The following is a 19,020-nucleotide window of genomic DNA, read 5'->3' as shown; positions in this document are numbered from 1 at the left end:
CTGTCATTGAGTTAAAACTATTCTTTTTAAACATCCCTTTAGCCTTTGGGTTTAAAGGGATTTTTTTTCTAAAAACTAAACTTTCAAAAAAATACCTACCTTTAAAACTCCAAAAAAAATACCATGACAGAGATTTTTAAAATGTTCTGCATTACTGCTGCCGAATCTGAAAAGATCATGCAGTCTGTAAACGAACCGCATGCCCATAATTTTGAAGAACTGATTATTGGGAACAAAGGCATGCTTGAGCATTTTATAGATTTTGATTCTAAATTAATCGAAGCGCCTTTTATAAGCTTTGTTACGCAGGGAAAAATTCATAGAGCAAAACCTCTTGTCAAAGATGGTGAATGCGATATGTGGGTTATTCGTTTTAAAAGCGAATTTATTGCCGAAACCACTTTCAGTCTTTACGCGTCGTTTCATGATAAAGCCAACATAAGTCTGCAGAGTAATCAGTGTTATGAAAAACTGGATATGCTGTGCCGAATCATTTTTGATGAATATTCGCAGGAAGCACCGGATCTGGCGGTTATCAAACAATTGCTCAGCGCACTTTTTACGATTATTGAATCAGAGCGCCGAAAGTTGAACCTCAACAACGACGAATCTAAAAAAATACAAAGCTCTACTTTTAAAAATTTTCTTCGGTTATTAGAAGAGCATTATAAAGATTCCAAAGATGTAAATTTTTATGCCGATAAACTTTTTATGTCGTCCCGAAATTTAAACCTCATCTGTCAGGCCATTTTACAGCAGAGTGTTTCGGAAATTATTGAAACCCGAAAACTTACCGAAGCCAAAAACCTTTTAATGACCACCGATATGAATGTGGCGGCTATAGGCTATGAACTCGGCTTTAATGAAAAAACCTATTTTACACACGCTTTTAAGCGCAAATCCGGAATGACTCCAACGGAGTTCAGGGACGAAATGCAGAAGCTTCTTTCTTAAAAACACAACCTTTCTTCCGAAAATCGTTACCACTTTCATTGTAATTAGCTGCAACTTTGTATCACAATAAAAGATACTTTTTAAGCAACAATAATAAAATGAATCGAAAAGATTTTCTAAAAACCATGGCACTATTACCTATTGGAGCTGCAGCTATGAAACTGAGCTCACTTAAAACTGCTGTTGACACTTTTGGTGCAACAGAACGAATGCCGGTTCTGTTTTTAGGACACGGTAATCCGATGAACGCACTGGCTGATAATAACTTTACACAGGGTTTTCAGCAAATAGCCAAATCATTGCCAAAACCAAAGGCGATACTTTGTATTTCTGCCCATTGGGAAACCAGAGGAACATTTGTAACAGCCATGCAGCAGCCACCTACAATTCATGATTTCGGCGGTTTTCCTCAGGCGCTTTTTGACGTGCAGTATCCTGCGCCCGGAAGTCCTGAGCTGGCGTTGGAAACTCAAAAATTAATCACTTCAACTTCGGTTGGATTAAGTAATGACTGGGGTCTGGATCACGGCTGCTGGACAGTGGTGAAATTCCTATACCCAAATGCCGATATCCCGATTATCGAAATGAGTATCGATTATACCAAACCGGCATCCTATCATTATGAATTAGGAAAAGAACTGGCTGCACTCCGACGCAAAGGCGTTCTGATTGTGGGCAGCGGCAACACGGTGCACAATTTACAGCTCGCAGCCTGGGATAAAATGATGGTTCCGGGTTATGGGTACGAATGGGCTCATATTGCCAACGAAAAAATGAAAAAAATGATCGTAGAGCATGATCATAATTCTCTTATTAATTTTAACAAACAGGGAAAAGAGTTCCTGCTTTCAATACCAACACCTGAACATTATTTACCGCTTTTATACACTTTAGGTCTAAGGGAAAAAGATGAAAAAGCCACTATTTTTAACGACAAATTAGTAGCAGGATCTCTAAATATGCTGTCTGTAAAAATAGACAAGGCATGAGAATAAAAAAATCTTTTGGAATCTCCTTTGGGATTCTGGCACTACTTACAATCTTCAGTTTTACGATTATGAATACCAATACAGAAAACACCAAATTGTTTTATTTGGTCAGACAGCCTAAAATAAAAACGACAAAACCGCCTTTGGTTATTTTACTGCATGGCGTGGGAGGAAATGAGCAGAACCTTTTTTCTTTTGCTCCTGCCCTTCCGGATAATTTTGTTGTAGTTTCAGCTAGAGGTCCGCTTACTTTTGGAGCGGGAAGTTATGCCTGGTTTCAGGTTGATTTTTCTGGCGGAAAACCACAGATTAACGAGAAACAGGCTGAAAGTTCCCGGCTTCTGTTAATTGATTTTATAGAAGATCTGAAAAAAGAAATTGATTTTGATCCTGAAAAAGTTTTCCTGATGGGATTTAGTCAGGGCGGTATTATGAGTTACAGCACGGCGCTTACAGCTCCTGAAAAAGTAAAAGGAATTGCCGTAATGAGCGGCCGTCTTTTACCGGAAATCAAACCTTTTGAAGCCAAAACATCCAAACTTGAAAAACTAAAAGTTTTTATTTCACACGGTAAACAAGATGCAGTTCTTAACCATCAATATGCTGTTGATGCTTTTGAATATCTTACAACTAAAAACATCAAACCTGAATTTCATTCGTATGAAGAAGGCCACACGGTTAATCAACAGATGTTTAATGATGTAAACGAATGGCTGAAAGCAAAAAGTAATTAATACTATTTCAATCAAAATAAAACAGCTCCGGAATATTGAATTCAGGAGCTGTTTCTTTTATAATTTAATAAATATTGACTTTCTGAGTTTTTGTTCAATATTCTTTGTTTTGTGACCTTTTCCGGTTGTATCTTCAACCAGCAGAATTGAACCGGTATTAAAAATTCTTTTGTCTCCCAAAGAAGTTTCAATTTCTACCCCTCCGTCCAGCAGAATAATATACTGACGGTCCGGTGCATTGTGAAAATCGTAATCATATGAAGGGTTAACTTCCCTGAAAACAATTGAATGAACAAGTTCATCATCAGATAAAAACCCGATGTCACCGTTGTTTTTCAACGGAACTTCAAAATCTTCAAAATGACTTTCGCCATTGGCATCGCTGTAAATTCGGGTTATGGTGATCATTATTTTTTTGTAAAAACAAGTTCATTTGCCAGATCTACTTCATCCTGACTAATCGTATGTCCCATATCCGGGTAGATTTTTTTAGTAACCAAAGCTCCCATACTTTGCAGAAAAACTTCGGTATCATTTACTCGTTCTACCGGGACATGAAAATCAGGATCGCTGGTACCAATAAAAACGGGAGTATTTGCAAAATCTCCTTTATAATGATCTTTGTAAACCTGATCGCCTATAAGTCCGCCGGTAAAAGCCACCACACCGCCATATCTGGCTGCATTTCGTGTTGTATAATCTAAGGCCAGACAAGCGCCCTGCGAAAAGCCGAGGAAATAAATGTTCTCTTTTGTAATGCCGTTTTCTTCAAGTCCTGTTACAATCTTTGAAATCGTTTCGAGCGAATTAGATAAGAAAGGTTCATTTTCTTCAATAAGCGCTAAAAACGAATACGGATACCAGGTTCTGTTTTCGGCTTGTGGCGCAACCAAAGCAAAATCTTCTACTTTAAGATGTCTTGCTATTGACAGTATATCGTTGGAACCGGCACCTCTTCCATGAAGAAGTATCAATGCTTTTTTGGCTTCTTTTAAAGGCACTCCGGCTGTTATATTTTCTAAATTCATGATTTTTGTTTTTAATTATTTCTTCCAGATATCCGCATATTCGTCCGGATGTCTTTTGAACTGGGCATGTACATACGGACAAAGCGGTAATACCATTAAGTTATTGGCACGTGCATACGTCGTCATTTCTTCCAGAAGTTTTTTAGCATATCCTTTTCCTTCTCCTTCCGGCTCAACACCTGTGTGGTAAACGGTCAATAGATCAGGTTTAATGCTTACGGTCATTTCTCCCAGTTTTTTATCATCTGCGTAAAGATTAAAAGCACCGTGTTTTTTTTCGTCTAATTCCAGTTTTATTGTTTCCATATCTTTTATAATGAAGTTTATTGCTCAAACTTCTAGTTTGTTTTTTTATTTGTGTCTTTTAAAAATTTAATCAGTCCGTTCATATAAGTATCCTGATCGTCGTACATACTCATGTGGCTTCCTTTTTCGCAGTACAAATACGTTCCGTTTTTAACCTGAGAGGCAATCCATTTCATGTGTTCCGGATCCATTGTATCGTATTTTGCACCAATGGACAAAGTTGGGACCGTCAATTTTGGGAGTTCTTTTGTAATATCCCACTTTTCAAGTTTTCCCGAAAGACCGAATTCGCTTGGTCCCTGCATGGTAACATACAACGATTGATTGATTTTACTGAAAGAACGGTTTATAGGTTCCGGCCATGAATCAGGATCGGCACGCATGATGTGTTTGGCATAGAAATTCGGTAACAGCAGCTCCATGTATTCCGGGTTCTGGAAATCTTTCTTTTTTTCGATTTCCCTTATTCTTTCCAGAGCTTTCGGGTCCATTTGTTTGGCTAAAACCTCATCGGCATATTTATCATATTCTATGGCGCTCATCATCATATTCGAAATAATAAGTCCCTTTAAATGCTGTTGATATTTAAGTGCATATTGTGATGCCAGAATACCACCCCATGAATGCCCTAAGAGATAAAAGTTGTCTTTATCCAGTTTTAAGGCCTGACGCACCTGTTCTACCTCTTCAACAAAACGAGGCAGATCCCAAAGGGATGTATCATCCGGATTGTCTGAATTCCCCGTCCCCAGCTGATCGTAGTAAATAAACTCGATGCCTTCTGCTGGAAGAAAACTTTCCATACATTCAAAATACTCATGAGTTGCTCCCGGACCTCCGTTCAGGAGCAGTAACTTGATTTTCGGATTATTTCCTATTCTCTTTGTCCATACATTGAATTTTCCTTTTGGTGTATTGATTTGTACAACCTGCACGCCTCCGGTTTTTATACCCGATGTGGTATCTGTCAAATAAGCATTAACTGTTGAGTTCTCCTTTTCTAAGGCTTTTTCTTTATTGCATGCTGTTAAAAACAGTGCTGCTAAACCGAGTAAAAAAACATTCTTGTACGTAATCATGAGTAGTGTTTTAAATTAATAATCAATTTCTTAGATGATTCTAATATACTAAAATTTTGAATTAACCCGCTTGGATGCAATTCTTTACAACATTATGCTAAAATTATATGCTCTCCTAACGGGTCAGAATTAATTAATTTTTACCAGATGTTCTTCGATAAGTTTTCTCTGTGGCTCGTATTGTGCCGGAAGTTTTAAGTTCTGTCCTAATTCTTCTAAACTTTCGTCTACTGTAAATCCTGGGTTATCTGTTGCAATTTCGAATAACACGCCGCCCGGTTCTCTGAAATACAAAGAATGGAAATACTGTCTGTCAATCTGCGGTGTAATTGATAATCCGTATTCTTCGACTTTTTCACGGAAGTGCATCAAAATTTCGTCATTTTTTACTCTGAACGCCACGTGGTGAACGGTTCCGTTAGCATTTAAACCTCTTTTTTCATCAGCTAATTCTACCAGGTCAACAATTGCAGCATTTTCTACGGCATCTGTTGCATAACGGTAACGGTTTACATCCTGATCGATCAATTTGTAACCAAAAATTTCTGTTAATACCGCAGCGGTTGGTTTAATATCGTTTAAAGTCAAAGTAATGTTATGAAATCCTTTTGTTGCTGCAGCTGCTTTTACTTCATCGGTTTCCCAGCCTTTTCTGTTATCTTCTGTTTTAGATTCGATTAATTCCAGTTTTAATCCGTCCGGATCAAGAAAAGTCAAATATTTTTCTCCGAATTTTTCAGCCGGTTTATTGTAGATTACATTGTATTGTTCGAAACGTTTCTGCCAGAAATCCAGACTTCCTTTTGGAACTGAGTACCCAATTTCGGTTGCCATTCCTGAACCTTTTCTTCCCTGCTGGATTCCTTCTCCCCAAGGAAAAAAAGTTAAGATAGTTCCGGCACTTCCTATTTCATCTCCAAAATAGAAGTGATACGTTCCCGGGTCATCAAAGTTGACGGTTTTTTTAATGAAACGTAATCCTAAAATCTTTGAATAAAAGTCAAAGTTGCGTTTAGCGTCACCTGCAATTGCAGTAATATGGTGTAAGCCTAAAATTCTATTTTCCATGGTATTTTGATGTATTAAATTGTTATTGATTTTTCTTTTACAAATTTACTTCGGTTATGCCTGGTGATTGATTAACCTAGATTAAGAAATAAAAAATGCATTTTTGATGAATGTTTTTGGAACCATATAAGAGATATAAGTTTAATTAAGAATTGGAGTTCTGCAGGGGTTTACCGCAAAAGACGTACAGTTTTTTTACAGTTTGTCATTTCGACCGGAGGGAGAAATCACACACGGGGATCGACAAAGATTGACAATTACGTTACGGAGTTGCTTGTGTGATTTCTCCCTACAGCCTAAATGACAACTTTATAGTTACTCTATAATAAAAAACTTTGGTCCTATGACGCTTTGCAGCTTTGTCACTCCTTTACAAATTCCTTCCTATATTTGCATCTCAATTTTTTGAAAACACATGACGATACAAGATTTAGCAGGCAGATATGCCATTTCAGGAAGTAATCAGGATGAGGGAAACCAAATGAGTTATAAAGGCATTTTGACTTTAACCTTAGACCCGAATAACCGTATAATTGCAAACTGGCTTATAAACGGAACTCAGGAACAAAAAGGACACGGCTTTTTTAAGGATAATATTCTGGTGATTAATTTCAGTTATAAAGGAGATGACCATAAAACATATAAAGGCGTTGCGGTTTATCGCTGTATGAACCGCGATATACTAGACGGATTCTGGTCTGAGAAACATGGAAATCCACTTTATCTGGGAAGTGAGTACTGCCTTCGCATGGAAACTACCGAAAAGCTAAACTAATACTTTCGTTTGTACGGATGACGGCGGCATGTAAATTTTGAAACCAAAGCCAATTGTACTGTAACAAACTGATATGCATTAGTTTGTAATTTTGACAGTACACTTCTAAATACTAAAGCGATGGAAACTTCAAAAACAACTTACAGCGAAAAATCTAGTACATGTCCGTATCAAACCTGTCTTAGTACAGGAGATAATAACGAACTGGTATTTATTAAAAAGTATAACGGTGACTGGGGAGACTGGGATGAAACTACAGAAAATTGTACTCCGGACCCGGTATTTGTCAGCACGATTGCTTAAACAGCATTCAAAGCTGACAAATTACTAATTACACTAAAACACTTATAGTATTAGTGAGATTTTCCTTGTTGATAAAATCCTGAATAAATTCTTTTACTTCGCGTCGGGATTCCATTGCGGTTTCGAATGAATTAATATGAAATTCATCATCCTGATCGCTTATATGTATAATTTCGGTGAAACCTTTTGATATCAAAGTCCCTTTAAGTTTAATAATATTTAATTGTTGTTTCCCATCCAGTTCCTTGCGAACCTGCAATTTTATAGCTCTTTCCATTGGTTAATATTTTTAAATAGTTAACGATCATTCAATTATAAATTTATAATAATTAAGCATTCGAAAAATTTATTTAACACAGTTGGCAAACTATTATTTATCAACATGTTATGAACAGTTTTTTTTGTTTCAGGTTTCAGGTTTCAAGTTTGAAGTTTCAGGTTTGAATAAGTTTGTCAATGTCTTCAGGTTTCAGCGTCTCAAGCGATTCAAATATAACGGGGAGGAAACTTTTAAAATCAGGATAGGTCTTTCGGTCTGATTCATATTTTACAATTATCTCTTCTAAAAAAGGAAGCAGGACAAAACCCAATGTTACGGTATGTTCTTTTCGTAAACGTTCTTCCTCTACAGTATCATTCATTAATTTAGCGGTTCTAATTTCTCCCAGACGAACGAGATGCTCTGTAATACAATTTTCCCAGCTGAATATATAAGAGGTTTCCAAATGCTTTTTCAATTTTGGCGTAAGCAAAAGTGAATCTCTTTGAATTTCCTTCTTAAAATCCTTTAAAAGCGGATTCACAAAAGAATGCCCTAATTCATGAACGGTCAACAACCTTGTAACCTGCTGATTATCGAAACCGAACTTTTTATAATCGGATAATTTTTCTTTTTTATCCACCATTACACTTGAACTGAAAACCATGGCCGGTTCTTGTCCTTTTGGTGTTATGAGCATATTACCAAAGGCTCGGTAATTATCTTCACCATGCGGAATAGGCATTCCGGGCATGAGAATAAAAGCATAACCAGAAAATTTTTGTCCGTACCACTGTTCTTCAAACGGAATCGATTTTACAGCTATATATTTTGATGCTTCATTCATAGCACCTTTGTAATACTTTTTATTCTGGCGAATGTACCCGCCTGCTTTGGTTTCTTTATAAAATGAAATTAAAAGATTAGTCAATTCTGCTGTTAAAACTTTTGCACCCGGATAATGAACACTGTCATTAATAGCGGCACTTTTAGGAAGCTCATAACGAAATCCCTTTTCAGGAAAAGGTTTGCAATACCACAGATATTCCAGGATCTGCGAATTGTCACTTAAAACAGGACGAAGTTTTGTTAGTAAATCTGCAATTTTTAAAACCGTTTCGCTGTCCTTCCATTTTTTAAAATGCTCAAAAGAATGGCTTACAAGAGGCTGATGGTCGTAATTTGAATCCTTATTGCTAAATACATAATAACCTATATGCTCCACGGCAAGTTTTTCGGCAAAAAAATACGTTTCGATATTTTCATTGATACTCAGCGTGATATTTTTTGATAAGTTTTCCTGAAACTGAGCAGAAACCGCTATAGGCAGAAAAGCTGTAAACAGGATTATGATTAATTTAAAATCTCTATTCATATCATCTGTTTTCTTATTAAACAACTTTTTTATTGCGGAATATAAGTAAGTTCGACAACGCCGGATTTAAATACTCTGGTATTGCTAAGTTTAAGGTTTATTCTATTTTTTAAATCCTCAAACAACGGCTTTCCGCTTCCCAGCACAGTAGGATGAACCGATATTTGATAGACATCTACAAGGCCGAGATCGATAAAAGTTTTAATTAAACCGGCACCGCCGTAAAGCCAGATATCTTTTCCGTTTTGTTTCTTTAACGCAGTTACTTTTTCTGCAATGCCGGACGAAATAAAACCGGCTCTTTCATCCTCTCTGTTTTCACTCGAAAAAACAATTTTATTTTTTGAATGAATTTCTTCCCATAATTTCTTTTCGGCATTATCTGCATTTTCTTCAGGCTGATAATTTCCCCAGGCATCGTAACTTACTCTTCCGTAAAAAATGGTGTCAATACTTTCTAAAAAAGCATCAAAGTTCATATCACTATCCATGATACACCAATCTACTTCTCCGTTTGTACCTTCAATAAAACCATCAAGCGTTACGGCAAGATTTAAAATTACTCTTTTCATTATTTCTTTTCAGTCAGGTTTGTCTTATGCTAATTTACATAAATCAGATAACGAAAAAAACAGACTATCGTATTTCTTTTATGCAATTCTAACATTAAAATTCCATTAGAATTCGCTTTATGTTCCAAATTGACAAGGTTTATCGCCATAAAATCGCTATATTACGGATTCTAAAAAAATCGTGCAGTACGACAATAGAACAAATTTATTCAGCCTATTAAAAAACACTATATGAAACAATTACTTCAATGGTCAGTTATTATTCCGGTATTATCGTGGATTCTCTTTTTCAGCGGACTTGTCGACAACAGCAGTATTTTCCAGATTCTGGCCAGCGTACTGTTGATACTAAGCGTAATGTCGGCCGTACATCATTCTGAAATTATTGCCGAACGTGTTGGAGAGCCATATGGAACTATTATTCTTGCTATATCTATAACTGTTATTGAAGTTTCTATTATTATCTCGCTGATGATTTCTGAAGGTTCTGAAGCCGCTTCATTAGCAAGAGACACCGTTTACGCCGCAACCATGCTTATCCTGAACGGAATTATTGGTTTGTGCCTTTTAATTGGCAGTCTAAGACATTACGAACCTAATTTCTCAACAAATTCCGTAACAATCGGCCTGGTTTCGCTGGTTTCGATTATCGTATTTACACTGGTATTTCCCACTTTTACCGAAAGTGTTCACGGTTCATATTATTCCATGCCTCAGCTTATTTTTGCTTCTATTGCCTGTATTGTTATTTATTCTTCGTTTTTGTTTGCACAAACAAAAGGCTACCGACAGTATTTCCTTACCGGAACTGCTGATAGTGAAAAAACCGAACCGGTTGAAATTTCAAATAAAGTCTTCGCTGTCAGTCTGGTATTTTTATTAGTCAGTTTAGGAATTGTAGTCTTGCTGGCCAAAACATTATCTCCTGCAATCGAAAGTATTATTATAAGTTATCACCTGCCTAAAAGTCTCGTTGGGGTTATTATAGCCATGATTATTTTACTGCCCGAAGCCATAGCGGCCATTATAGCGGCAAGAAAAAACAGACTTCAGACGAGTCTTAATTTAGCGTTGGGTTCAGCTCTTGCAAGTATTGGACTTACGATTCCGAGTGTGGCCGTGGTTTGTATTATTATGGATATGCCTATTATCCTCGGACTCGATATAAAATCGATTGTACTGCTGGCGCTTTCGGTTTTTACGGTAATGCTGTCTTTAAGCAAAGGAAAATCGAATATTGTTTACGGGGTTGTCCTGCTGGTTAACTTATTTGCTTTTATGTTTCTTATGATATATCCTTAGGATAAAAAGCATAACGCACTAAAACTATCAATAAATTAATACAAAGGTACGTTCATCATAAGACTTTTTTTATAAATTAGCATTTATAAAACTGATTTAAAGCCTCTTATATGAAAAACCAATTTCGTTTTATTGCTTTCTGCCTCGCTTTCTCAGCAGGTGTTACGTTTACACAAGCCCAAACTCTGGATACATTAACAATTGGAAAAATAAAACAGGCCGTTTCGTATAAGGGTCTTAAAGATGCTCCGTTGATTTTGTTTCTGCACGGCGGTCCGGGCAGTTCCAGAATGAAACAGGCAGAAACATTCAGTAATATGCTCCAGCAGCATTTTATGGTAATTCAGTGGGATCAGCGTGAAAGCGGTAAAACACTGGCTTTAAACAAGACTTCGGTTCCCATTACGCTAGATTTAATGGTAAATGATACTCATGAAGTAATTACACAGCTTTTAAAAAAATTTAATAAAAAGAAACTGTATCTCGTGGGAGAATCCTGGGGAACAGTTCTGGGTTTCAAAATGGCCGCCAGACATCCTGAACTTTTGTACGCTTATCTTGCTTTCAGCCCTATGATAAATCAAACCAAAAGCGAACAATTACTGCTGGATAAACTAGAAATTAACGCCAAAGAAAAAAATAATGTACAAGCGCTGAAAGAACTGAAAACAATAAAAATTCCGTTTGGAGATTCGCAGCAGATCTACTATTCCAGAAAATGGATGTTTGATTATGATGGACATCCTTTTTCTCCACAAGATACAACGGCTTTAAAGGAATATCTAAAATCATGGTCGGATATCTGGCTGCCAACATGGAATAAAGCCATTCGGCAAAATCTTATTACCGAACTGCCTCAGCTCAAATGTCCGGTTTATTTCTTCTTGGGAGAAAAAGATCTACAGACCAACTTTGGCATTGCAAAACAATATTTTGAGGTTATAAAAGCTCCTAAAAAGAAGTTGTTTTCATTTAAAGACGCAGGACATTCTGTACTTACAGAAAAACCAGCCGAAGTACAGAAAATAATCATCGAAGAAATACTCGAAAAATAAAACGTCTATTTTTTCTTTCCGTACAACAATAATCGTTTAAAAGCATAAATCGCCGGGAATTTCGGGAAAGCTTTTTCGATACGTTTTTTGTACTCGCTGATAAAAGGCTGCTGTTGTTCGATTGTGAGTCTTTCGATATACGGAATCAAAGCCGAACCTGATATAAAATCAAGCAGCTGCTGTGCATCATCGGCAATAATAGGATACACTTTCTGCATGATCTGGATATTTTCGAGTCCGCTGTCAAATAAAATCTGGGCGTACTCGTCTATACTCAACAATGGAGATTCTCTTTTCCAGTTTTTTAACTGACTTTTATACGGTTCTTCCTGAACCAAATCGAGTAAAATTTTGTTTAGAATATTTTCGGCCTGAACAGGCATCTGAACCGCAAACTGTCCGTTTTCATTCACCAGATTTATAAGCGAAGAAAATAATTTGTGATGATCATCTGACCATTGCAAAGCGGCATTGCTAAAAATCAAATCCCATTTTTGCCCGGAAGCTATAATATCTTCTGTCGTTCCCTGTTTAAAATCTAAACGTTCATTTTTAAGTGATTGTGATTTTGCCAGCATTTCTTCTGAAGAATCAATTCCGATAAACTGCGCCGACTCAAATTTCTCAGAAAGAATGTACGTCTGTTCGCCTGTACCGCATCCTAAATCTATGCTCTGCATTTTGCCATTGTCTTCGATTAAATCAATAAGATCGTAAAAAGGCTGAAAACGAATATTTTTAAACTTATTATAGATGTCAGGATTCCAGGGCATTTTGAATTGTTTAAATATTAGAATTTTAAAATTAAAAATAAAACTCCTTTTTTCAAACCTCAGTCATAAAAAATCAAAACAGAATCCTGAAATGATAATTAATATCTTTGCTCATATTCTATTCTCAATTCATTATCAGTAAATTATTCTTTTTATGAAACTGCATATTTTTGGCGCATCAGCAAGCGGTGTTACTACTTTAGGAGAAGCATTGGCAGAAAAACTAAACCTTGACTATTTTGACAGTGATGCTTATTTCTGGGAAGAAACAGAGCCGCCATTTACTATAAAAAGAAATCCCGAAGAAAGGAATACCCGTATTTCTAAAGCATTAAACGAGAGTAAAAATTTTATTCTGGGCGGTTCAATCATTCATTGGGGAGAAAATATTTTTCCGGTTTTCGATTTAATAGTCTTTCTCCATCTCCCGAATGAAATTAGAATGCAACGTCTTAAAAATCGTGAACTGGAACGTTACGGAGACCTGATTTATACCGATTCTTTGAGAAAAGAAAAATATGAGGAATTTGTAAAATGGGCTCACGATTATGATTTTGATACAGGAATTGCCAACAGAACTTTAAACGCGCATAAATCGTGGCTGGAAAAAACAGATTCACCCGTTTTGGAATTAATCGGCGATATTCCTGTATCTGAAAAAATAATAACTATCATCAGTAAACTGAAAGAGAAAAATTTAATTCCCGAACAGCATCGTTATTAATCCTGTTAAAAAATAAAAAATGGCTAAAATCATACGGCTTCCTGAGCTAAAACAGTTTTCTTTTTTCTGTCATAAAAAATAACAAAAGCAATCCAGATTACCAGTAAAACTACAATCAGGATAAGTTCTGTATCATGCAGTCCTTCTCTAAAAAAGTTATTCAGCGAATGTACGCCTGCAACAGCCAGAAGCGAAGCTGTTTTCGAATATATTTTCCCGATTCCCCAGGTTCCAAAAAAGATAATACCAAGGAAAACCATATTGCTTGTCGTCATATCTATATTTAAGTGCCACAAAAACCACATTAAACCAATAATTAAAGTTGATGTAAAAACCGGCAGCGATTTTAGTTCTTCCTGAAGAAAACCTCGCCACCCTATTTCTTCTAAAAGTCCGTAAACTAAAACGGTAAACATTAATAAAACAGGAAATTTACCCGCTGTAAAGTAATATACTCCGGCGATCAAAAATGCAGGAAGAAGCCAGTATACCGCAAACGGAATCAGGGTATTTTTGTAAAATCCTTTTAATGACATTCCGTTTTTAATCGAAAATATTTTGATCGCAGCAAAAGCGCCCAAAGCCGGTCCAACTCCGCGAAGCAGAATAACAATATACCCGTTTTCGATTCCGGCCAAAAGATTTGTTTTAACGGCTAAATATCTGCATATAAGCGCTATTATATAATAAACTGCAATGGCTTTAAAGTTAATTTTACTTTTCATAATTGTGGGATTTGATTCGTATTTGTTTTTGATTAGCTAGACAAACTTACTAACCCCGGACTGAAATAAAATTGACTTTGGGTAAGAAATTACTTTTATAATATTTTTTCTATTATTTTTCCATCACCCTCTTACGGATACGGCTTAAACTTTCTGCAGTAAGTCCAAGATAAGAAGCGATAATTTTTAAAGAAGTTCTTTGTACTATAGCAGGACGCGATTCGATAAGTTTTAAATAACGTTCCTGCGGCGTCAGTGTTAAAAGGCTGATTTGTTCTTCCTGCTTTCGGATATACAGCATTTCCGAAATGGCCTTACCAATCCGCAGCCCTGTTTCAGAACGACCGTAAAGCTCATTTAAATCATTGTAACTGATAGACCATAAAGTAACATCTTCCAGAGCTTCGGCTTTCATAACTGTCGGTTTTTGGTTCAGGAAAGAAAGATAATCACTCAAAAAACTGTTTTCGTAAAGCAGATTAATGCAAATATCCCTGTCACCGCCCCATACAAATAATCCGGCAGAACCTTTAATGATAATATTAAGGTACTTTTCGATCTCATTGTATTCTTTTATAATTTCTGATTTTTGGAAATTCCGTACTTTAATTTTTTCCGAGAATCCTTTCCAAATGTTGATATCAGCATTAAAATAGAGATCAAAAACTTTCTTTACATCTTCGGGGGAAGGATTTTGGGGCATCGTTTTTTATGTATAAGTTTAATTAATGTTTAAAAAATATTTGTAAAAAATGTTGTCAACTTGGAATTGCGTTTTATATGAACCGTTCCAGCGGAACTGTTTTTCAATACGTGTTTTTCATTTCACCGGATCGATCCATATTAACCAAGACCAAAATACAAAACTAAATTCAGGATCAGTCAAATAGCCTGAATAAAATCAGAAAAATTGTAAAAAAAGAAATAACAGGTATTTCTACTTTAAAGAGAAAACTTTAAAAACTTTATTTTTGAAACCTTCTGTTTAATCTTAAACCCTGAAAAATATGCCCTGGACAATACTCGAAGGATTATGGAAACGTTCTGTACATCCGTCAGAAGACATTTCTAAAAACGTTTCAAATAATTGGGATAACGAAGTAAAAACGTTATACCAGCTCGGAATTGGCATGGAAGACACTCTGCAGTATTTATTTCATGAAAGACCCGAATTTGAGACTTTCAAAACATGGATAACTAAAAGGCAGCGAACCGTAAATACTGAAAGTGAAGATTTGACAGAGAATGTTCTTTCAGAAGAAGATCTTAAATTCTGGAATGAAAACGGGTATGTTATCGTTAAAGAAGCCATTTCTAAAGAAGATTGCCGAAACACACAGCAGGCAATCTGGGATTATTTAGAAATAGATCCAGGCAGCAGAGAAAACTGGTATAAACGCCATAAAAACCAAAAGGGTTTAATGCTTAATTTTTCTGATCATGAAACCTTAAACAAAAACCGATTATCACCAAGGGTAAAAAAAGCATACGAACAGCTGTATAAAACCACTAAAATTTATAAAGTCATTGATAAGGTTAGTTTTAATCCGCCTGAAAATGAACAATTTGTTTTTTTAGGAAGCGGACTGCATTGGGATACCAATTTAAAGCGTCCGTTCAGTCATAATTTACAAGGACTCTTTTATTTGACAGACTGCGGTTCAAATGATGGTGCTTTTCATTGCGTACCGGGTTTTCATAACCAAATCGATCAGTGGCTCGACGAATTAAAACCCGGCGAAAATCCGAGGGAAAAAGCCCTCCAGACCTTAACACCAAAGCCTATAACCGGAAATGCGGGCGATTTTATAATCTGGGACAGCAGACTCCCGCATTGCGCTACTCCAAACCGGGGAGAAAACCCAAGAATGGTCCAGTATCTTACCTATCTTCCGGACGATTATAAAGTTGGAGATGACTGGATTTAAGAATATTTCGCAGCTTGTTTTTCGTCTTATTTTACTTATGGCAATTGTAGAATTTACAATTCTAATTTTATAAACACATCATAATCTTATCAGTTAACTTTGATAAACTGGATATTTACAAACTTGTAACTCACTATAAATCTGCAAGTAAACATCCATAAAATTTCAAAGAGCATTTAACTAATAAGATATTTTATGAAAAATTTTCAAGACGAAAAACAACGTGATTTATCAATTAACAAATCGGACGGCACAAATAAATTCCTGACTACAGATCAGGGTGTCCGAATTAATGATGATAACAATTCGCTGAAAGCCGGAGAAAGAGGTCCTTCCCTGTTAGAAGATTTCATTCTTAGAGAAAAAATAACACATTTTGACCACGAGAGAATTCCTGAAAGAATCGTTCATGCCAGAGGTTCAGGCGCTCACGGTTTTTTTGAAGTTACTAACCCGATTCCTGAATTGACCAAAGCAGGATTCTTGCAGGAAAAAGGGCAAAAAACACCCGTATTTGCAAGATTTTCTACCGTGGCCGGATCAAGAGGTTCTACAGATCTTGCCCGCGATGCGAGAGGATTTGCTGTTAAATTCTACACTCAGGAAGGAATTTACGACCTCGTTGCCAATAATATTCCGGTATTCTTTATACAGGATGCTTCAAAGTTTCCGGATCTGGTACACGCCGTAAAACCGGAACCCCACAACGAAATGCCTCAGGCCGCCTCTGCACACGATACCTTTTGGGATTTTATTTCGCTGATGCCGGAATCTATGCACATGATTATGTGGGTAATGTCTGATCGTGCTATTCCCAGAAGTTACAGAATGATGGAAGGATTTGGAGTACATACCTTTAGATTCGTAAATGCCGAGGAACAATCGGTTTTTGTAAAATTTCACTGGAAACCCAAATTAGGAACACATGGCGTTGCCTGGGATGAAGCTCAGAAAATTTCAGGAAAAAATCCTGATTTTCACAGAGAAGATTTATGGGAAGCCATAGAAATGGGGAATTTCCCGGAATGGGAATTAGGCGTGCAGATAATCCCAGACAAAGACGAACACAAATACGATTTTGATTTATTGGATCCAACCAAGATTGTTCCGGAAGAAATTGTTCCCGTAACGATTGTGGGAAGAATAGTACTGAACAAAAATCCGGATAATTTCTTTGCCGAAACAGAACAGATCGCTTTTCATCCGGGGCATATTGTACCGGGAATTGATTTTACCAATGATCCGTTATTACAAGGAAGATTATTTTCTTATACCGATACACAGTTATCAAGATTAGGCAGTCCAAACTTTCACGAAATCCCAATTAACCGAAGCGTCGCGCCAATTCACAACAATCAGCGCGACGGACATATGCGCCAGGAAATCAATACAGGACGCGTAAGTTATCACCCAAACTCACTTGGAGGCGGCTGTCCGTATCAGGCAAAAATTGCCGAAGGCGGTTTCTCAAGCTTCAACGAACGAATTGACGCTCATAAGGTAAGAGAAAGAAGCGAAAGTTTCAATGATCATTTCGGACAGGCAAAACTATTCTTCAACAGCCAGACCGATGAAGAAAAAAGCCATATTGTAAAAGCCCTGCGTTTTGAATTAGGAAAAGTAGAAACAACCGCAATTCGGGTAAGAATGCTGGGACTGCTATCTCAGGTTGACAGACAATTAGCAGAAAAAGTAGCGCTGGGACTGGGTGCCACTGTACCGCCAATTCTTGAAACACCAATTAATAAGGGAGTTTCTCCTGAAAATGAAGGCGGCAATCAGGAACCGCAAACCGTAGAACAGGCTGTAGAATCTTCGGATGCTTTGAGTATGGTTAAAAACCCGACCAATTCGCCTACAATTGCATCCAGAAAAACAGCTATAATTTGTGCTGACGGAGTTTCTGAAGCAGCAGTCATGAACATAAAAAAAGCCCTTAAAAAAGAAGATGCAAAAGGATGCATCATTGCACCGCATCTGGGATCTATTGTAACCGATTCCGGCGGCGCCATTGCTGCCGATTTTAGTTTTCTAACCGCATCGTCAGTATTATTTGATGCTGTTTACATACCTCACGGAACTATGCTTAACGAACTGGCCGAAAACCCCGAAGTAATGGAGTTTCTAAACGATGCCTACAAACATTGTAAAGTTATTGGTGCCGATGGTGATGCTTCGTCTATCGTGAGCGGAGCTCCTTTTGTTGCAGAAATGACCAATTATGATTCCGGTATTGTTTTAACAAGCGACATTGCCTCGCCGGGATTTGCTCAGGAATTTATAACCGCTATGTCCCAACACCGTTTCTGGCAGCGCGAACCCAACCTGTACAATTAATTTCAAAAAAAATAAATTATGAAAAATTCAGAAAAACAAACAGCAGAAAATAAAACCAAAAAAACAAACAAGGATCTGGTTATTGTTCCGGCACCTGATGCTGCAACAGAACTTAGACAACTTTTTATAGATAGTCTGAAAGACATCTACTGGGCAGAAAACGCATTGGTAACCGCCCTGCCAAAAATGGCTGCCAATGCAGCTGCGGCAGGACTTAAAAGTACTATCGAAGAACATCTGGCCGTAACTGAAAATCAGATCGAAAGATTAAATCAGGTTTTTGAGACCTTGGGAGAAAAAGCAGAAGGAAAAAAATGCGAAGCCATGGCCGGATTATTAAAAGAAGGCGACAGTATTCTGCTCGAAACCAATCCGGGGGCAGTTAGAGATGCAGGAATTATTGCTGCTTCGCAAAAAATAGAACATTACGAAATTGCTTCATACGGCACTTTATGCGCTTTCGCGAAAACGCTTGGCGAAAATGACGCTGCCAAATTATTAACCCAGACACTGGCCGAAGAAAAAGAAGCCGACTGCCTGCTGAATGATATTGCTTTAAACCTGGTAAATATCGTAGCGGCTGAATAAGGCAAAACAAGAATTACTACCTGCACGTTACTTTTTTCATTTTTACTGGAAAAACATCTGCGCTTTTTGTGCAGGTGTTTTTTTGTAAGTCTACGACATGGGAATTCTGCAGCGCTGACGTTTAATTATGTAAGCAGAAAAGAAAC

22 protein-coding genes are annotated in these 19,020 nt (G+C 37.0%); 11 read left to right on the top strand and 11 right to left on the bottom strand.

Going from position 1 to position 19,020, the window contains the following annotated elements; genetic code table 11:
• Nucleotides 1-123: 123 nt before the first annotated feature.
• The 3 genes from OZP11_RS00110 (at nucleotide 124) to OZP11_RS00100 (ending at nucleotide 2,677) form a co-directional block, all read left to right on the top strand.
• A complete protein-coding gene (locus OZP11_RS00110; protein ID WP_281233210.1) occupies nucleotides 124-954 on the top strand; it encodes a helix-turn-helix transcriptional regulator in 831 nt (276 codons plus the stop codon).
• A 155-nt stretch (nucleotides 955-1,109) separates the two neighbouring features.
• Nucleotides 1,110-1,943 (top strand): 4,5-DOPA-extradiol-dioxygenase, encoded by an 834-nt coding sequence (ygiD, locus tag OZP11_RS00105; RefSeq protein WP_489886120.1) that lies wholly within the window; start codon nucleotides 1,110-1,112, stop codon nucleotides 1,941-1,943.
• Nucleotides 1,940-2,677: an alpha/beta hydrolase gene (locus tag OZP11_RS00100; protein WP_281233208.1), complete on the top strand. Its 738-nt coding sequence runs from the start codon at nucleotides 1,940-1,942 to the stop codon at nucleotides 2,675-2,677. The genes ygiD and OZP11_RS00100 overlap by 4 nt, the downstream gene beginning before the upstream one ends.
• 57 nt (nucleotides 2,678-2,734) lie before the next feature.
• Here OZP11_RS00100 and OZP11_RS00095 read toward each other — a convergent pair whose 3' ends face one another.
• The 5 genes from OZP11_RS00095 to OZP11_RS00075 all read right to left on the bottom strand — a co-directional run bounded on the left by OZP11_RS00095 (nucleotide 2,735) and on the right by OZP11_RS00075 (nucleotide 6,158).
• Entirely contained in the window at nucleotides 2,735-3,085 is a 351-nt protein-coding gene (locus OZP11_RS00095; protein WP_281233207.1) for a cupin domain-containing protein, read from the bottom strand.
• A complete protein-coding gene (locus tag OZP11_RS00090) occupies nucleotides 3,085-3,705 on the bottom strand; it encodes an alpha/beta hydrolase (RefSeq protein ID WP_281233206.1) in 621 nt (206 codons plus the stop codon). The genes OZP11_RS00095 and OZP11_RS00090 overlap by 1 nt, the downstream gene beginning before the upstream one ends.
• A gap of 15 nt (nucleotides 3,706-3,720) precedes the next feature.
• A complete protein-coding gene (locus OZP11_RS00085; protein WP_281233205.1) occupies nucleotides 3,721-4,011 on the bottom strand; it encodes a GNAT family N-acetyltransferase in 291 nt (96 codons plus the stop codon).
• Between the two features lie 32 nt (nucleotides 4,012-4,043).
• Entirely contained in the window at nucleotides 4,044-5,090 is a 1,047-nt protein-coding gene (locus tag OZP11_RS00080) for a proline iminopeptidase-family hydrolase (RefSeq protein ID WP_281233204.1), read from the bottom strand.
• Nucleotides 5,091-5,219: 129 nt separating this feature from the next.
• Complete coding sequence (locus tag OZP11_RS00075; protein WP_281233203.1) at nucleotides 5,220-6,158, bottom strand: ring-cleaving dioxygenase; 939 nt, start codon at nucleotides 6,156-6,158, stop codon at nucleotides 5,220-5,222.
• A gap of 415 nt (nucleotides 6,159-6,573) precedes the next feature.
• On the opposite strand from OZP11_RS00075, the gene OZP11_RS00070 reads away from it, so the two are divergent.
• Both OZP11_RS00070 and OZP11_RS00065 read left to right on the top strand, forming a co-directional pair.
• The gene (locus OZP11_RS00070; RefSeq protein ID WP_281233202.1) at nucleotides 6,574-6,933 is read left to right on the top strand and encodes a hypothetical protein; all 360 of its coding nucleotides are present in this window, start codon (nucleotides 6,574-6,576) and stop codon (nucleotides 6,931-6,933) included.
• Nucleotides 6,934-7,053: 120 nt separating this feature from the next.
• Nucleotides 7,054-7,236 (top strand): hypothetical protein, encoded by a 183-nt coding sequence (locus OZP11_RS00065; RefSeq protein ID WP_281233201.1) that lies wholly within the window; start codon nucleotides 7,054-7,056, stop codon nucleotides 7,234-7,236.
• Nucleotides 7,237-7,264: 28 nt separating this feature from the next.
• Here OZP11_RS00065 and OZP11_RS00060 read toward each other — a convergent pair whose 3' ends face one another.
• The 3 genes from OZP11_RS00060 to OZP11_RS00050 form a co-directional block, all read right to left on the bottom strand.
• Nucleotides 7,265-7,513, bottom strand: coding sequence for a hypothetical protein (locus OZP11_RS00060; protein ID WP_281233200.1), 249 nt, complete (start codon nucleotides 7,511-7,513; stop codon nucleotides 7,265-7,267).
• Between the two features lie 157 nt (nucleotides 7,514-7,670).
• On the bottom strand, nucleotides 7,671-8,870 hold the full coding sequence (locus OZP11_RS00055) for a DUF4932 domain-containing protein (protein ID WP_281233199.1): 1,200 nt from the start codon (nucleotides 8,868-8,870) through the stop codon (nucleotides 7,671-7,673).
• 29 nt (nucleotides 8,871-8,899) lie between these two features.
• Entirely contained in the window at nucleotides 8,900-9,442 is a 543-nt protein-coding gene (locus tag OZP11_RS00050) for a dihydrofolate reductase family protein (protein ID WP_281233198.1), read from the bottom strand.
• 231 nt (nucleotides 9,443-9,673) lie between these two features.
• Between OZP11_RS00050 and OZP11_RS00045 the strand changes: the two genes are divergently transcribed.
• Complete coding sequence (locus OZP11_RS00045) at nucleotides 9,674-10,744, top strand: calcium:cation antiporter (RefSeq protein WP_281233197.1); 1,071 nt, start codon at nucleotides 9,674-9,676, stop codon at nucleotides 10,742-10,744.
• 110 nt (nucleotides 10,745-10,854) lie between these two features.
• Complete coding sequence (locus OZP11_RS00040; protein WP_281233196.1) at nucleotides 10,855-11,799, top strand: alpha/beta fold hydrolase; 945 nt, start codon at nucleotides 10,855-10,857, stop codon at nucleotides 11,797-11,799.
• 5 nt (nucleotides 11,800-11,804) lie between these two features.
• Here the strand turns inward: OZP11_RS00040 and OZP11_RS00035 are convergent, their stop codons facing one another.
• The gene (locus OZP11_RS00035; RefSeq protein WP_281233195.1) at nucleotides 11,805-12,572 is read right to left on the bottom strand and encodes a methyltransferase domain-containing protein; all 768 of its coding nucleotides are present in this window, start codon (nucleotides 12,570-12,572) and stop codon (nucleotides 11,805-11,807) included.
• Nucleotides 12,573-12,726: 154 nt separating this feature from the next.
• Here OZP11_RS00035 and OZP11_RS00030 point away from each other — a divergent pair, with 154 nt between their 5' ends.
• Nucleotides 12,727-13,296: a shikimate kinase gene (locus tag OZP11_RS00030; protein ID WP_281233194.1), complete on the top strand. Its 570-nt coding sequence runs from the start codon at nucleotides 12,727-12,729 to the stop codon at nucleotides 13,294-13,296.
• Nucleotides 13,297-13,325: 29 nt separating this feature from the next.
• Here the strand turns inward: OZP11_RS00030 and OZP11_RS00025 are convergent, their stop codons facing one another.
• Both OZP11_RS00025 and OZP11_RS00020 read right to left on the bottom strand, forming a co-directional pair.
• Nucleotides 13,326-14,021: a CPBP family intramembrane glutamic endopeptidase gene (locus OZP11_RS00025; protein ID WP_281233193.1), complete on the bottom strand. Its 696-nt coding sequence runs from the start codon at nucleotides 14,019-14,021 to the stop codon at nucleotides 13,326-13,328.
• 112 nt (nucleotides 14,022-14,133) lie between these two features.
• Nucleotides 14,134-14,724 (bottom strand): Crp/Fnr family transcriptional regulator, encoded by a 591-nt coding sequence (locus OZP11_RS00020; RefSeq protein ID WP_281233192.1) that lies wholly within the window; start codon nucleotides 14,722-14,724, stop codon nucleotides 14,134-14,136.
• A 304-nt stretch (nucleotides 14,725-15,028) separates the two neighbouring features.
• Between OZP11_RS00020 and OZP11_RS00015 the strand changes: the two genes are divergently transcribed.
• The 3 genes from OZP11_RS00015 to OZP11_RS00005 all read left to right on the top strand — a co-directional run bounded on the left by OZP11_RS00015 (nucleotide 15,029) and on the right by OZP11_RS00005 (nucleotide 18,874).
• Nucleotides 15,029-15,949 carry a phytanoyl-CoA dioxygenase family protein gene (locus OZP11_RS00015; protein WP_281233191.1) on the top strand — a complete coding sequence of 307 codons (921 nt, stop codon included), beginning with the start codon at nucleotides 15,029-15,031 and terminating at the stop codon, nucleotides 15,947-15,949.
• A gap of 195 nt (nucleotides 15,950-16,144) precedes the next feature.
• Nucleotides 16,145-18,286, top strand: a complete 2,142-nt coding sequence (locus OZP11_RS00010; RefSeq protein WP_281233190.1) for a catalase — start codon at nucleotides 16,145-16,147, stop codon at nucleotides 18,284-18,286.
• Nucleotides 18,287-18,304: 18 nt separating this feature from the next.
• The gene (locus OZP11_RS00005) at nucleotides 18,305-18,874 is read left to right on the top strand and encodes a YciE/YciF ferroxidase family protein (RefSeq protein WP_281233189.1); all 570 of its coding nucleotides are present in this window, start codon (nucleotides 18,305-18,307) and stop codon (nucleotides 18,872-18,874) included.
• The last annotated feature ends 146 nt before the right edge of the window (nucleotides 18,875-19,020 follow it).

Origin of the sequence: Flavobacterium gelatinilyticum, assembly GCF_027111295.1 — a bacterium.
In the GTDB taxonomy this organism is placed as follows: domain Bacteria; phylum Bacteroidota; class Bacteroidia; order Flavobacteriales; family Flavobacteriaceae; genus Flavobacterium; species Flavobacterium gelatinilyticum.
Note: the sequence above shows the minus strand (reverse complement) of the source record. Positions and strands in the feature narration are given on the sequence as shown.

Coding starts and splice junctions, on each gene's coding strand:
- OZP11_RS00010 (WP_281233190.1), top strand. CDS start 16,145: ATGAAAAATTTTCAAGACGAAAAACAACGTGATTTATCAATTAACAAA.
- OZP11_RS00080 (WP_281233204.1), bottom strand. CDS start 5,090: ATGATTACGTACAAGAATGTTTTTTTACTCGGTTTAGCAGCACTGTTT.
- OZP11_RS00005 (WP_281233189.1), top strand. CDS start 18,305: ATGAAAAATTCAGAAAAACAAACAGCAGAAAATAAAACCAAAAAAACA.
- OZP11_RS00075 (WP_281233203.1), bottom strand. CDS start 6,158: ATGGAAAATAGAATTTTAGGCTTACACCATATTACTGCAATTGCAGGT.
- ygiD (WP_489886120.1), top strand. CDS start 1,110: ATGAAACTGAGCTCACTTAAAACTGCTGTTGACACTTTTGGTGCAACA.
- OZP11_RS00050 (WP_281233198.1), bottom strand. CDS start 9,442: ATGAAAAGAGTAATTTTAAATCTTGCCGTAACGCTTGATGGTTTTATT.
- OZP11_RS00035 (WP_281233195.1), bottom strand. CDS start 12,572: ATGCCCTGGAATCCTGACATCTATAATAAGTTTAAAAATATTCGTTTT.
- OZP11_RS00040 (WP_281233196.1), top strand. CDS start 10,855: ATGAAAAACCAATTTCGTTTTATTGCTTTCTGCCTCGCTTTCTCAGCA.
- OZP11_RS00070 (WP_281233202.1), top strand. CDS start 6,574: ATGACGATACAAGATTTAGCAGGCAGATATGCCATTTCAGGAAGTAAT.
- OZP11_RS00045 (WP_281233197.1), top strand. CDS start 9,674: ATGAAACAATTACTTCAATGGTCAGTTATTATTCCGGTATTATCGTGG.
- OZP11_RS00025 (WP_281233193.1), bottom strand. CDS start 14,021: ATGAAAAGTAAAATTAACTTTAAAGCCATTGCAGTTTATTATATAATA.
- OZP11_RS00090 (WP_281233206.1), bottom strand. CDS start 3,705: ATGAATTTAGAAAATATAACAGCCGGAGTGCCTTTAAAAGAAGCCAAA.
- OZP11_RS00110 (WP_281233210.1), top strand. CDS start 124: ATGACAGAGATTTTTAAAATGTTCTGCATTACTGCTGCCGAATCTGAA.
- OZP11_RS00015 (WP_281233191.1), top strand. CDS start 15,029: ATGCCCTGGACAATACTCGAAGGATTATGGAAACGTTCTGTACATCCG.
- OZP11_RS00065 (WP_281233201.1), top strand. CDS start 7,054: ATGGAAACTTCAAAAACAACTTACAGCGAAAAATCTAGTACATGTCCG.
- OZP11_RS00100 (WP_281233208.1), top strand. CDS start 1,940: ATGAGAATAAAAAAATCTTTTGGAATCTCCTTTGGGATTCTGGCACTA.
- OZP11_RS00085 (WP_281233205.1), bottom strand. CDS start 4,011: ATGGAAACAATAAAACTGGAATTAGACGAAAAAAAACACGGTGCTTTT.
- OZP11_RS00030 (WP_281233194.1), top strand. CDS start 12,727: ATGAAACTGCATATTTTTGGCGCATCAGCAAGCGGTGTTACTACTTTA.
- OZP11_RS00055 (WP_281233199.1), bottom strand. CDS start 8,870: ATGAATAGAGATTTTAAATTAATCATAATCCTGTTTACAGCTTTTCTG.
- OZP11_RS00060 (WP_281233200.1), bottom strand. CDS start 7,513: ATGGAAAGAGCTATAAAATTGCAGGTTCGCAAGGAACTGGATGGGAAA.
- OZP11_RS00020 (WP_281233192.1), bottom strand. CDS start 14,724: ATGCCCCAAAATCCTTCCCCCGAAGATGTAAAGAAAGTTTTTGATCTC.
- OZP11_RS00095 (WP_281233207.1), bottom strand. CDS start 3,085: ATGATCACCATAACCCGAATTTACAGCGATGCCAATGGCGAAAGTCAT.